The following is a 12284-nucleotide window of genomic DNA, read 5'->3' on the forward strand; positions in this document are numbered from 1 at the left end:
CTAGAGAATGATCGTGATAAAAATCAAGTCTTTAATCCTTGCTTTTAGTCTGAGTCCTCTGCTGTTGAGTGCTTGGCAGTTACCAAGCCAAGCCCAACTCAGCCAAAATAGTCCCAGTAAAGGAACAGCCGGTTCAGTCAGTGGTAATAACGCAGGTGCTGGTAGTATTAGCGTTTTTTCAGTCCCCGTTAATGTTCAAACAGGTGGTGGAACATTTACTATTACCGTTTCGCCGACGGTTCAAGCGGCTTTGAATGCGGCTGCACAAAGTGCTGTTGTGGCGTTACAATCTGGCGGTTCGACACAACAACAAATCGCATCATTGCTTGCATCGGGGGCTACTCTAACGGTGAGTAGCACTGAAGCGCCAGTTGCTGGTGGCATATCGCTTCAAACAGTTGCTGGTGCGGGACAAAGTTCTCCGACACTAGCGGCTGCCATTGTGTCTGTAGGTAACTCCATTTCTGCACTGCCCAATGGCTCCGTTTCTTTGCAAATTGGTGGTAACACAATAGTTATATCTAATCCATAAAGATGATTATGAGCCAGTTCAAGTCTTTACTGATTTCTCTGAGTCTTAGTCCCCTACTTTTAGGATTGGGGAATTTTCCAAGTCAAGCACAAACCCCTAATAGTTTATCTGAAGAAACTATAACAAGGGTTGTTACAATCAAGAAAACAAATGGAGAAAATCTTAGTTTTAAAATTGTTGGGCCACGTGATAAGGCTAATAATGCAGCCGTTGTTTTAGCAACTGTGTTGGGAGTAGGAGTTGATGCTAATGCTGCCAAAACCGTTATTTCTATAGTGTTAGCCGGGGCTGATCCTGTATTGACAACTGATTTAATTCTGAACCTCAACGGCTTGGTGACAGAGCGAACGGGGGTGAATGTAACTAAGCTTAATCAGGCAATTAATACTTACAATACCATTGTTGACAAAGCTGATACAAATTCCCTAAAAGCTCTAAAGAACACTCCCGAATTTACTGCTATTGGAGGGTTGTTGCGAAATCTCAGAGAGCCTTTAGGTTAAATATTTTGGCGTTGCACAATCTAAGTATGACTCTTATCGGATGGTATATTGTCCGCCCAAAAAAGCAGGTACGGGCAATATGCTCTTTGATATCCGCCACTTCTAAGGCAATAAGATATGCTTAACTGAACTGTATTGATCTCTAAGGCATTTGGGAAACCTCAAGTACAGCAAGCAGAGTTGGGAAGCGGCGAATAAACAGTGTCTTTTATCGATAAAATTCTTAATAAGTTGCTATAAATTATTAACGCGAGTTCGATAAATTCATATCGTCATTTAACTTGCGAATCAAACGGGATAACTCACGAATGATATTCACCGCAATTTCAGGAGTTTCTTCGATCGCATCATACAATTGCTCTTGCGTCAGTTCCAAAAATTCGCAAGGTTCCAAAGTTGTTGCAGTGGCAGAACGAGGTTGAGTATCAAATACTGCCATCTCACCAAAATATTTTCCCTGTTCCACCTCTGCAAGCATTTTATTGCCGATGTGAACCTTAACCCGGCCTGACACGACGATATAAAGCGATCGCCCTTCTTCTCCTTGGCGAAAGATGGTGTAATTAGCTGGAAATGACAGTTCGTTCATCACTGAAGTGAGCCGCACAATAAAATCATCCCGCAATTCCTTAAAAATCGGGACTCGCCGGACAAATAATAAACGGTCAACACTGGTTAGCATAATTACAAGTTAAACATAAAACATTACTGTAAATTTGAAACCTGAAGCCAGAGCGCAATTAGTCATATTAACCGATGTTGAACGCTAGCCGCCAAGAATATCTCAAACTTTAGTCTGTCTTTGATAGAGGAGGAAGGGAGCAGGGAGCGGGGGGAACATGAGTCTGAGTCCCCCACTTCTTATAAGTCCTTAGTAAAGAGCGGGAAGCTGGCGCAACAGGTGTGGTCAAATCCCATTCTTTTCTGTCCCCCTGCCCCCTTGCCTCTTATTCAATAGGAGCGATGCCTACGGCGTTAAACTACGCTCTTAAACTCTCAGTATGAAGCTTAACCAACTGCCAGCTAGGGGAAACTAGTTTTGTTAAAAACTTTGCCAACCCCGCTAAAGCAACACCTATAAAACAGACTGTTTATCAATCACCTTTATTTATCGTTTTAAAAAACAAGAGTATTTGCTCTTATATGGTTGAAAGCCATAATATTGACTTCATGAGCTCCCAAGGTACCTTGCTGAGGAAAAAATCACCAATTTGATTAGAGGCAATCGCCTCTAAAAACTGGGGAACTGGCTGATGACTAGCGAACCTGAATCGTTTGTCGTTAGGTAAAACAGTCACAACATCTCCTCATCTACCCTCACTGCGAGGTGCAGAGAAGGACTAGGACATAACAGCATTGAATTATCGTGAGCAACAATTATGAGTTGGCTAATTAGTACATTAATTATTGGAATCTCTGTCGCTTTTGCCACCACTTTTGACGACAATTTATATTTGACAGCTTTTTTTGGAAAAGTCAATCGCAGCTTTCGTCCTAAGCATATTATTATCGGTGAATTTCTGGGATTTACTACCTTAGTATGCGCTAGTCTCCCTGGTTTCTTCGGTGGTCTTCTGATTCCTAGCACCTGGATTGGATTACTAGGTTTGCTTCCCATCGCCATTGGTATCAGTAATCTCATCAGCCGAGAAGAGGAAGGAGAGACAGTGCAAGCTGTGTCAGTTGAGTTAAAGTCTCCTCTTAAATCTGAACGCCAGAACAAATCATTATTAGCAACCATCCGCGATCCTCAAACCTATCGCGTTTCTGCTGTCACCATTGCCAATGGAGGAAACAACATTGGGATCTATGTACCGTTGTTTGCTAGTAGTAATCTTCCAAGTTTGAGTGTAATTTTGTGTGTTTGTTATTTCAGTATTGGGGCGTGGTGTTTCCTTTCTTACAACCTGACTCGTAATCCTCTGATGACCCCCGTTTTAACCCGCTTCGGCCGAAAAGTCTTCCCGTTTGTCTTAATTTACCTGGGACTCTCTATCTTAATTAAAAGTGAATCATATCGACTGTTACCTAGTCTGGCAATGCTTTCTAATTAGGAATTACACCCGAACTGAAAACTTGTTACTTGGGGATGCGATGTCTACGACGGGCTACGCCTACGCAGATGGGTGCTATTCCCTAACATAACCAAACAATCACCTGAGCTTTGCCCATCCAAAAAGATTTTTTAATCACTTGAATTTATCAACTTGAATCAAAATAATATTTGATCTTATCAATCAATTTATCTAAAGTGAGAATAAAGCACATTATTGATGGCTCTTATACAAGCAAACCCACTACTACGAATAATCACAGGAAAGAACTCATGAATCAATCAATTTCCAAAAAACTAACTCGGTGGATTGTAACAGCAGTATTTCTAGTACTTGTAGCAGGATTTTCGCTCCTTGACCAGCAAGCAGTTAAAGCTCAAACATTAACAACATCCATACCTACTGAGTCTGAACTAGCTCCAATTACATCTCCCGTTACATCGCCAATGGAGTCTGAACTAGCTCCAATCATACCTCCGGTTACACCGCCGATGGAATCTGTAACTTCCCCAGTTATACCTCCAGTTGTATCTGTAGCAACAAATGTTAGACATTTATTACAAACTAATGAATGTGTTGGATGTAACCTAACTGGAGCAATGCTTAAGGATGCAAATCTGCAAGCGGCAAATTTAGAGGGTGCTAACTTACAAAATGCAGACTTAGAAAGGGCTAACCTACAGCAAACAAACTTAAAAGGGGCAAACTTTCAAGGAGCAGATTTAGGTAAGGTAAACCTTTTGGGAGCAAACCTTGTAGGAGCAAACCTATTTGATGCAGACTTAGAAAAAGCCAACCTGTTGGGAGCAAATCTGCAAATGGCTAACCTACAGGGCGCAGACTTGGAAAAGACAAATCTCACAAATGCAAACATCCAGGGAGTTAACTTGATGGGGGTCGATTTGGAAGGTGCGATCAGGCCTGAAGGATTCACTGTTCAGTGATTAAACTGAAGTTCTGAGTAAATTTAATAAAAACCTCAAAAGCCTGATTCAGTAATGAATACAGGCTTTTATTTTTAAAGGTTTGTACTCATATAATTATCGGAGTTTGCGATCGCCACAATAGTAGATAAAGGCACGTCAGCAAAATACTGTTGCTGAAATTGTTCTTCTCGGACAGCAGCTAAAAATCGTGCCACTGTTTCATCAGCAAGGTTTTCTGCCCTATCACTCGGATGCCAGGTAATTTGTAAATAATTGTCTTGTCGTTTGATTGTGAACCCTAAATGTTTTAAAGCTTTGATTCCTACAAGTAAAGTTTGGTCGCTGATGCCGATTTTCTCTAAAAGTTGGACGCGCGTAACTGGTTGATTTGTGCGGCTGAGATATTTGGCAATTCCGACAAGAGTCAGCCAAATTTGATTGGGTGGTTGGTGCTTGGGTTTAGACCAAGCGATCGCTAATTGTTGTTGATTGGAAAGCGTAGATGCGGAACGGCTTATCGCTAGACATCGCCGCAACCATAGGCGTAAATTATCCCAACTCGTGGGGCAATCTTCAAGAATTAACGCTGTTAGCGGTAATGGGTCGTTTAGCCCGTCTTGAGTTGGGTTAGCCGTAGCCTGTTGTGAGTATTCCCGATTCCGTAAGTCTAAGATTAGTGGTGAGTGTTGAGTGTTCAGTGCTGAGTTAACACTCGGACGCACAGCAATTAATCTGATTTCATAACGTTTTTTAAAGGTGTTGTAGTCTAATTCAGCTATGCAATCACACCTTCCTATGGGTAATTCATCTTTGTAGTGCCCCCACCATAAGCCAGGAAAAGCACTTCTGCCGGAATCATCCCGAATATCAAACTCGGTTTTAATGTACTGTACCTTTTTTCCTTGCCAATCCTGCTGATTGCGATGCCAAGCATTTTCAAACCAGTAGTTTTGAATTAGCAACTTCGGAACAGGATTACCCATTCCACAAGGTTCTAGCACTCTCAGTTCTAAAAATAACTCTTTTCCCAAGTCTGCAACTGTCACCGTCAAGTCTGCTTGCACGGTTGGCGTTAGGGTTGTACTACCTAAAGATTGCCGCAACTGCTGATTAATCGCTGCTGTAAATAAAGGAATATTCTCTACTAATAAACTCAACCCGGCTGCAAAGGGATGTCCGCCAAAGCGATGTAACAAATGTGCTTGCTCTTTCACCAGTTGGTATAAATCGACGGAGTTCACCGAACGGGCGGAACCACGGGCGAGGGGAGGGGATGAGGAAGTAAGATTTTCTCCCCCATCTCCTTCTGTACTTAACAAAATAGTCGGGCGACCTGTTTCTTGTGCTATTTGTCCAGCAACTAAGCCCAACACACCCGCAGGCCATTGGGCATCTTCTAGAACGATGACGCTAGTAGTTGATAAGTCTAATTGAGTAAGTTTTTGTGCTACTTGCGCTTGCACATCTTTTTGCAAAGATTTGCGCCTGGTGTTTGCAAGTTCTGTAACTTCGGCTAATTCATTACAACGTTTGGCATCTCGACTAGTTAATAATTCTACGCAAAAACTGGCATCACCTTGGATGCGGCTAACGGCGTTAATTCTTGGCCCCAAACCAAAGGAAATATCTGTGGGGCGATCGCCATTTTTCTGGCACAATTCTAATAATCGCCCCACTCCCGGACGACGACGCGCTGCTGGCGGCTGTTTAAAATCTTCTTGTAGTCGTTGAATTCCCAACTGCGCCAAATAACGACAATCTCCACTTAACTGCACTAAGTCGGCAATTAATCCTACTGCTACTAAATCTAATAAATCTTCTAACGGATGTTTGGCAACACTAGGCAGACTTTGATATAACGCTTCCACCAACTTATAAGCTACCGCTACCCCAGAAAGATTAAATAACTGATGTTCTCTTGAAAAATAGCGGGGATTGATAATTGCTGCGACAGGTGGGCGTTCAGTTGGTAAAGTATGATGGTCTGTAACTATTACATCTATGCCTAGCTGTTTAGCGTAGATAATTTCCTCAGTATTTGTGCTGCCAGTATCGCAAGTAACAATTAATTTACAACCTTGTTTTGCTAAGTTATCAATACCTTGATTATTGAGACCGTGAGATTCTTTCAGGCGATTGGGAATATAGTAAATTAACTGAGTATTTTGTTTAAAAAATTGCCCTAATCCATCCCAAAGTACAGATGTAGCGGTAATCCCATCAGCATCAAAGTCTCCCCAGATAGCAATTTTCTCTTTAGCGTTATATGCTTGTTGCAACCGTGCGATCGCTAAGTCCATTTCTTGCCCAAACTCAAAGGGACTCGCTGGTTGGTAAGCTTTATAGTTAATAAAAGCTGTTAATTGTTGATGATCTTTAATTCCCCGTTGCCACAACAATTGCGCTGCATATATTCCACTTGATAGGGGTGTATGCTGTTTTACCGCTTGGATGAACCATTCCGGGGGTTGTTCGGTTGCTGTTATAGTCCACTGCTGTTGTTCTGGCATTGTTTAAATCGGGGATTGATCCTCAGTTGTTTGAGATTCATTCACTAGGGGATTAAGAATTACTTCATTAGCGACGCTATCAGCTTTACGGGCGCGAATTGCCGGACGCGATCGCTTGTAACCTGCTCTTTCAGCTTTTTGGTGTTCGTAATCAATTAATCTGCCATAATATTCATGCTTGCTTAAATTCATCGACAAAAAAATATGCTGGCGAGTATTACCAAAACCCTTGCGGTTAAAAAACTTTAAGGCTGAAGTATTGGTGGGATCGGTATCTACCAGCATAAATCGCGCCCCATCTTCAATCATCCGGGCGACGACTTTATCCACCAACTTGTCTGCTACTCCCCGACGCTGATACTTCGGGCTAACTCCCAACCATAAAATGTATCCATAAGTCCAGGATGCTTTAGTGATGATAGTTCCCAAAATAAATCCGGCTAATTCTCCTTCTGTTTCAGCCACAAGACAATATTCAGGATCGGTGTTGTAAAGTCCAATCACCTCCCATTCATCCCAGGTGCGGTACAAATAAGGATATAAATCGCTGGTAAATAACCCTTCTCCCAAGTGGTAAACGGGAGCAATGTCATCAATTCCTAATTCGCGGACATAAATGGCTTCAGTTTCGTCAAAAGTTGACATAAATTTAGAAGTTGTGATTTTTTATATCCTTATTGGACTTGACAAACATCCTTTAATGTATGTGGTTAAGTGAGATTTCTTGAATGCTGTCAAAATTGGGCAATGAGTCTTTCACTGCTTCTTCGGGAACTTGTGTGCGATTGCACCGTTTGGCAAACTGACAATAATCACAGGTTTTGCTACCCTCCGCCACTTGAGGAAACTGCTGGTTATTTTGGTAATCTTCCAGCCAATTAGTTAACTGGCTTAACAGTTGATTAAGTTTCTGTGCTATTTTTGTGTGTTGAACAGTATTGTAATTAAATTTAATATTTTGCGGCTTACCCTCAGATTGGACAAACCAGTAAGTCATGGAAATATTTTCTGATGAATAATCGCTAGTTTCTGCCAATACGTATAGATAAAGCCGTGTTTGCCAGTTGGATTCTAACTCGCGTTTATTGGGTGGTTTAGGATAAGTTTTCCAGTCAAGAATTTGCGCTTGTTGGTTATCTGCAATCAATAAATCATAGACAACCGTCAGCAGATAATCTTGAACTTGCAGGGTGCGGTAGTGTTCACTTTCACGGAAAGTTTGATTATCAGATGCAGCCGTTAAAATTTCAGGTGCTGCATCAGCAAAACCTAGCATCCAGCTTTGCAGTTTAGCATCTGCTTGCAAAAAACTATCAATTGGTAAACCCATTTCTCGCTGCTGCATTAGCAAGTGAAAACGACTACCCAAAGTTTGCCGTTCTTCTTGTTCTGGATTTGAGGGCGAATTGAGTTTTTCTAGATAGGTATGTTGAAACTTACGCGGACAAGCTTCTAGTAAGTTGAGTTGTCCTTGAGATAATCGCAGTAGTTGAGTAGAAGTTAACAGCATTCTTCTATTTTAATTAGGACTTACGCAAAACTACACGCGGTAGGGGCAATTCATGAATTGCCCCTACCTGGAAATTAGGGTTTGGGCTATTTTTTGCGTAAGTCCTATTAATGTGAGTGCGACGGGTGAATTGACTCTGGTAGGAGGTTTTGGATTTAATTCAGGAAGTAGGCGATCGCGTAAACCTAAAGATTTACATTTACCTGCTTTGCCTGCGGTGGCTTTTTAGCCTCGTCGAACTCAAAATGGGATCTCTCTGTTTGCAAATAACGATAAAGACGATTTAGAGCGTTGATATGAGCATAAGCTGCGGCTACCACAATATCAGTATCAGATGCTTGTCCAGAGAATATCCGCTCTTGATGCTTCAAGCGAACTGTGACAGTTCCTAGTGCATCAATTCCTCCAGTCACAGATTGGACAGAAAACTCAATTAGTTGATTGGGAATCTGCACCAATCGATTAATTACTTGATACACCGCATCCACTGGCCCAGTGCCAACACTCGCATCTGTGAGGATTTTCCCATCGGGGGTAACAATTGTAATAGTTGCAGTTGGACAAGTACAGTCACCACAAATTACCTGAACGTGTTCGATTTGGAAGCCACTTTCTACTGGAATCTGCGTTTCATCTCGAACGATCGCTTCTAAATCCCAATCTGATATTTCTTTCTTCTTATCTGCGACATCTTTGAACCGATTGAAGGCTTTATTCAAGTCCGCCTCGTTCAATTCAAACCCCAACTCCTTGAGCCTGGTACGAAAAGCATTTCGTCCAGAGTGCTTGCCCAAAACAATGCGATTTTCTGGCAAACCGATCGCAGCAGCTTCCATAATTTCATAAGTCTGGCGATGCTTGATAATCCCATCTTGGTGAATACCAGACTCATGGGCGAAAGCGTTTGCTCCCACGATCGCCTTATTAGGCTGAATCAGCATCCCAGTTAATTGGGAAACCAAGGATGAGGTTTTATAAATCTCCTGAGTCTTAATATTAGTCAGGGGTGTATCGGCATCAACCGGACGACCAAAGTAAGGATTGAAAAATGGTTTGCGAACCTGCAATGCCATCACAATTTCTTCCAATGCTGCATTACCTGCTCGTTCCCCAATGCCATTAATAGTACATTCCACCTGACGCACACCATACTCAATTGCAGCCAAAGCGTTAGCTGTCGCCAAACCTAAATCATTTTGCGTGTGAATGGAAAGAATCACCCCATCAATATTAGGAACATGTTCTCGAATCCCTTGAATCAGATTTCCGATTTCTTTAGGTGTGCAGTAACCAACGGTATCAGGAATGTTGATTGTAGTTGCACCTGCTGCGATCGCTCTTGACAAAATTTCATAAAGAAACTCTGGCTCAGTGCGACTGGCATCCATTGGTGAAAATTCTATATCGTCTACAAAGGATTTGGCATAAGCAATCATTTCTGATGCGATCGCTAATACTTCGCTGCGAGACTTTTTCAACTGATATTTCAGATGAATATCAGAGGTAGAAATCATCGTGTGGATTCTGGGACGATCTGCTCCCTTCAAAGCTTCGGCGGCGGCGTGAATATCCTGGCGAATGGCTCTAGCTAAACTGCAAATGATTGGCCCGCCAGGTATTCCGACTTGTTCCGCAATGGTTTTAACAGCTTGAAAATCTCCCGGACTCGCAACGGCAAAACCTGCTTCAATGACATCGACACCAAGGAGAGCTAGTTGATGAGCGATCGCCAGCTTTTCTTCTACATTGAGGGTTGCGCCCGGTGACTGTTCGCCATCCCGTAGCGTGGTGTCGAAGATAATAACTCGGTCTGGTTGAGATGCGATGCTCATAAATGTCTCCCGTGGTATTGAAGGGATGTTTAAAAAACTTACTTTGGATATTGTATACAATATTTTAGATTTTGTATACAATATTCAACATGAACTTAAATGACTTAGCAGCCAATGTGCTGCAACAACAACGCAGTACCCCAGATTTAATTGCCGATGCTTTGCGAGAAGCGATTCTGCGCGGCATTTTTCAGGAAGGACAATCACTGAGACAGGATGAAATCGCCACTCAGTTTGGCGTTAGTCGCATTCCCGTGCGCGAAGCGCTCAAGCAGCTAGAAGCAGAAGGATTGGTGACACTGCATTTAAATCGTGGTGCGATCGTATCAGTGTTGACAGCACAAGAGGCGCAAGAAATCTGTGAAATTCGCAGCGCTTTAGAAGTGAAAGCGATGCAGTTGGCAATACCCAAGTTTAAGGAAACAGATATAGAAAAAGCTGCTGTGATTCTGGAAGCGACAAATCAAGCAACTGATGCAGGTATGTTGGCAAAACTCAACTGGGAATTTCATGCGACGCTGTACGCCACTGCTGAACGTCCTCGGTTGTTGGGGATGATTAAAACTTTACACGTTAATTGTGATCGCTATGTTCGCGTACAATTAGCGCAGATGGATTACCAAGAGCGATCGCAAAAAGAACACTATCAACTCTTAGATGCTTGTCAAAAGCAGGATACAAAAGCTGCTGTCAGGTTGCTAAAACGACACATCGACACCGCAGGAGAACAGCTAATTGCATACTTACAGCAAATTGCTCAGAAACGCTGATTCTTGTTGGAACTAGATGATCAACCAGAACAGACTAAACGGGAAAATTAAACTATCCTGTTCAACAAACCTCTTTCAGCCTTTATATTCAAGTTCAACTCTATCCCTCTCCGCCTCGGAGAGGGACGGTTTTACATAGTAAAACCAGGGAAAGGTCTTTTTAAGTTGTTCAGAGAAATAAATAGGATAGTCAATGAAAAAACTGATCCGGCGTATTAAGAGATTGCTCCAACGTATCTTCAAGAGATTTGCATCCACTTCTGAGCAGACATCGCCCTTAATAAATTCTCGCCCTTTAGAAACTTCTATTCCCAGCGTTTCTCCCCGATGGGAGTCTGGTTTGGTGCTTGTGTGTTCACAATGTACAAACGAGCAATCAGGCTCAACAGCTTCCGAAGACTTAGAGAATTGGTTAAAATCTCGTTTAAAATTTGAGGGATTATGGGGAGAATTTCGGGTTGTTAGCACCAGTTGTTTAGGGATTTGTCCAAAAGTAGGCATTACTGTCGTTGTTGTAAGTAATGGAAATGGTGGTAATAGTCCATGTTTAATTGTAAATCCTAGGAGCGATGTCTACGACGGGCTACGCCTACGCGAACTTCTTTACTCCTACATCAAACAGAATAAAAAGTAAAAAGTATTCTCTACTTTTTACTTTTTATTTTTGCCTTACCTCTGTAAAAAATTATTTATTGAAACCAGACATTTTTGGTCTTACAAATGTAGCTGATGAATTACTGCTTCGGGCATTAGCATTTGAAGAGTCAACTGTCGGTGAACTGAGATTCAAGAAATCGATGAGTTTGAGAGTACGTTTACGAATTTTCCAGCGCCCATTTATGTTGGCAACTTGATCTTCATAAGTACCATTAGCGACATCAATACTAGTTTCCGAACGCTTGTGAGTCGCATGGAGATAAGAGGTCATCGTTGCTTTATTATTCTCAATTGAAATGTTGATCGTACCCATCAAATGTTGGGTAGCTGTATAACCATTTCCTTGGAATACTGAATAGACAAAATCTGCCCAAGAATCTGTCCCATAATTTGTTTGAGTTGTTCCATCAGGAAAAATGGCCGTTAGTACTGCATCTTGAGTAAAACAATCCCGATAAATATTTTTTCCTTCTAGGAGATTTCCTCTACCAATGGCATCAGTTCCCAGGGCGTAACAGGATGTTAATTTTTGAATTTCTAATTCTGCATTAGGTTGAGTTGCACTTGCTAGTTCAAACCTACCTCCAATAAACAGCACAAGAATAACTGCAAGCACAATCAAGCTAATCTGATTTAACAAAAACGAGATAGCCTTTGAAACTATCCGCCCACCTTCTCTTCTTTTTTCCACAGGAGAACCACCTTAATATTTACGATTTTCACATCTTGTAACTTCCTACAAACTTAATTTACGGCTGATATGAGCTGATAAAAACTAGACTAAAATTATTGCATATTTAGTTAGAGTTTATTTTTATATCAGTTAGTAAATGAGAAAGATAGTACAAGATTTGATGTATACAATTAGTTATTATGATAGCAGGCAACACGTAAAGTTTTAAGTGCTAAATTAGACCAGTTTTGTGTTGATTTGGTTAAGTAATGATTTTACCAGTTGCATAGTTTTTAACAGCAAAATAACCTTTACTC

The 12284-nt window shown here is 41.6% G+C and carries 12 protein-coding genes; 6 read left to right on the top strand and 6 right to left on the bottom strand.

The genetic code is table 11. The features are described from left to right. The first annotated feature begins 13 nt into the window (after positions 1-13). Together GNF10_RS07355 and GNF10_RS07360 are read left to right on the top strand one after the other, a co-directional pair. The gene (locus GNF10_RS07355; RefSeq protein ID WP_185586389.1) at positions 14-532 is read left to right on the top strand and encodes a hypothetical protein; all 519 of its coding nucleotides are present in this window, start codon (positions 14-16) and stop codon (positions 530-532) included. 8 nt (positions 533-540) lie between these two features. Then, positions 541-1035, top strand: a complete 495-nt coding sequence (locus GNF10_RS07360; protein WP_185586390.1) for a hypothetical protein — start codon at positions 541-543, stop codon at positions 1033-1035. A gap of 244 nt (positions 1036-1279) precedes the next feature. On the opposite strand, the gene GNF10_RS07365 is transcribed toward GNF10_RS07360, so the two are convergent. Further along, positions 1280-1717, bottom strand: a complete 438-nt coding sequence (locus tag GNF10_RS07365; protein ID WP_114081859.1) for a cyclic nucleotide-binding domain-containing protein — start codon at positions 1715-1717, stop codon at positions 1280-1282. A gap of 697 nt (positions 1718-2414) precedes the next feature. Here GNF10_RS07365 and GNF10_RS07370 point away from each other — a divergent pair. Together GNF10_RS07370 and GNF10_RS07375 are read left to right on the top strand one after the other, a co-directional pair. Further along, complete coding sequence (locus tag GNF10_RS07370) at positions 2415-3089, top strand: cadmium resistance transporter (protein ID WP_185586391.1); 675 nt, start codon at positions 2415-2417, stop codon at positions 3087-3089. Positions 3090-3361: 272 nt separating this feature from the next. After that, a complete protein-coding gene (locus GNF10_RS07375) occupies positions 3362-4033 on the top strand; it encodes a pentapeptide repeat-containing protein (RefSeq protein WP_185586392.1) in 672 nt (223 codons plus the stop codon). A 74-nt stretch (positions 4034-4107) separates the two neighbouring features. Here GNF10_RS07375 and recJ read toward each other — a convergent pair whose 3' ends face one another. The 4 genes from recJ to GNF10_RS07395 all read right to left on the bottom strand — a co-directional run bounded on the left by recJ (position 4108) and on the right by GNF10_RS07395 (position 9861). Next, complete coding sequence (recJ, locus tag GNF10_RS07380; RefSeq protein WP_185586393.1) at positions 4108-6525, bottom strand: single-stranded-DNA-specific exonuclease RecJ; 2418 nt, start codon at positions 6523-6525, stop codon at positions 4108-4110. A gap of 3 nt (positions 6526-6528) precedes the next feature. Further along, positions 6529-7170: a GNAT family N-acetyltransferase gene (locus GNF10_RS07385; protein WP_185586394.1), complete on the bottom strand. Its 642-nt coding sequence runs from the start codon at positions 7168-7170 to the stop codon at positions 6529-6531. A gap of 52 nt (positions 7171-7222) precedes the next feature. Continuing rightward, positions 7223-8035, bottom strand: coding sequence for a PD-(D/E)XK nuclease family protein (locus GNF10_RS07390; RefSeq protein ID WP_185586395.1), 813 nt, complete (start codon positions 8033-8035; stop codon positions 7223-7225). Between the two features lie 185 nt (positions 8036-8220). Further along, positions 8221-9861: a 2-isopropylmalate synthase gene (locus tag GNF10_RS07395; RefSeq protein WP_311774124.1), complete on the bottom strand. Its 1641-nt coding sequence runs from the start codon at positions 9859-9861 to the stop codon at positions 8221-8223. 95 nt (positions 9862-9956) lie between these two features. Here GNF10_RS07395 and GNF10_RS07400 point away from each other — a divergent pair, with 95 nt between their 5' ends. Further along, entirely contained in the window at positions 9957-10637 is a 681-nt protein-coding gene (locus tag GNF10_RS07400) for a GntR family transcriptional regulator (RefSeq protein WP_185586397.1), read from the top strand. 193 nt (positions 10638-10830) lie between these two features. Next, positions 10831-11271: a (2Fe-2S) ferredoxin domain-containing protein gene (locus GNF10_RS07405; protein WP_185586398.1), complete on the top strand. Its 441-nt coding sequence runs from the start codon at positions 10831-10833 to the stop codon at positions 11269-11271. Between the two features lie 51 nt (positions 11272-11322). Here the strand turns inward: GNF10_RS07405 and GNF10_RS07410 are convergent, their stop codons facing one another. After that, positions 11323-11985, bottom strand: coding sequence for a nuclear transport factor 2 family protein (locus GNF10_RS07410; RefSeq protein WP_185586399.1), 663 nt, complete (start codon positions 11983-11985; stop codon positions 11323-11325). Positions 11986-12284: the final 299 nt, after the last annotated feature.

Source organism: Nostoc sp. UCD121 (assembly GCF_014222285.1).
GTDB lineage: Bacteria > Cyanobacteriota > Cyanobacteriia > Cyanobacteriales > Nostocaceae > Nostoc.

What these genes read in the sequence shown, in the direction of transcription:
- GNF10_RS07385 (WP_185586394.1), bottom strand. Translation starts at nt 7,170, where the DNA reads ATGTCAACTTTTGACGAAACTGAAGCCATTTATGTCCGCGAATTAGGA.
- GNF10_RS07405 (WP_185586398.1), top strand. Translation starts at nt 10,831, where the DNA reads ATGAAAAAACTGATCCGGCGTATTAAGAGATTGCTCCAACGTATCTTC.
- GNF10_RS07400 (WP_185586397.1), top strand. Translation starts at nt 9,957, where the DNA reads ATGAACTTAAATGACTTAGCAGCCAATGTGCTGCAACAACAACGCAGT.
- GNF10_RS07390 (WP_185586395.1), bottom strand. Translation starts at nt 8,035, where the DNA reads ATGCTGTTAACTTCTACTCAACTACTGCGATTATCTCAAGGACAACTC.
- recJ (WP_185586393.1), bottom strand. Translation starts at nt 6,525, where the DNA reads ATGCCAGAACAACAGCAGTGGACTATAACAGCAACCGAACAACCCCCG.
- GNF10_RS07360 (WP_185586390.1), top strand. Translation starts at nt 541, where the DNA reads ATGAGCCAGTTCAAGTCTTTACTGATTTCTCTGAGTCTTAGTCCCCTA.
- GNF10_RS07370 (WP_185586391.1), top strand. Translation starts at nt 2,415, where the DNA reads ATGAGTTGGCTAATTAGTACATTAATTATTGGAATCTCTGTCGCTTTT.
- GNF10_RS07375 (WP_185586392.1), top strand. Translation starts at nt 3,362, where the DNA reads ATGAATCAATCAATTTCCAAAAAACTAACTCGGTGGATTGTAACAGCA.
- GNF10_RS07365 (WP_114081859.1), bottom strand. Translation starts at nt 1,717, where the DNA reads ATGCTAACCAGTGTTGACCGTTTATTATTTGTCCGGCGAGTCCCGATT.